General features: G+C 35.5%; 1 protein-coding gene. It reads left to right on the forward strand.

Translation table 11 applies throughout. The annotated features are described in order from the left end of the window. Positions 1–650 (forward strand): PorP/SprF family type IX secretion system membrane protein (locus ACVC08_RS00195; protein ID WP_452600502.1); only part of this gene is annotated, 650 nt, incomplete at its 3' end.

Raw genomic sequence — 650 nt, forward strand, 5'->3', positions numbered from 1 at the left:
ATGAAAAAACTAATATATACCATTTTCATATTCTTGTTAGGCTATCAATTATATGCACAACAAGACCCGCAGTATACGCAGTATATGTATAATATGAATGTAATAAACCCTGCCTATGCAGGGTCTACAGAAACCGTATCTATTGGCGCTCTTTACAGAAGCCAATGGGTAGGTTTAGAAGGCGCTCCAAGTACAGGAACACTTTCTATACATTCACCAATAGGTAACCGTGTAGGGCTAGGGTTCTCGTTAATAAATGACGAAATAGGGCCAGTAAACGAAACCAATGCCTATGTAGATTTCTCTTATACATTACCATTAGGGGGCACAAAACTAGCTTTTGGTTTAAAAGCAGGAGCTACATTTCATAACATTGGTTTAGTAAACTTAGACTTAATAGATTCTGGAGATGTATTCTTTTCAGAAAATGTAGATGAGTTAACACCAAATGTAGGAGCAGGAGTTTATTTCTATAAACCTAATAAGTATTATATATCTGCCTCTATGCCAAATATATTAAATGGTGTGCATTTAGACTTAAATGGAACAAAAATAGGGTCTGAGAGAGAGCATTTCTTTGCAGCAGCAGGTTATGTCTTTGATTTATCAGAAAACTTTAAGTTAAAGCCTCATGCATTAGCAAAGTTAGC

The sequence above is a fragment of the Pontimicrobium sp. MEBiC06410 genome (genome assembly GCF_053601615.1).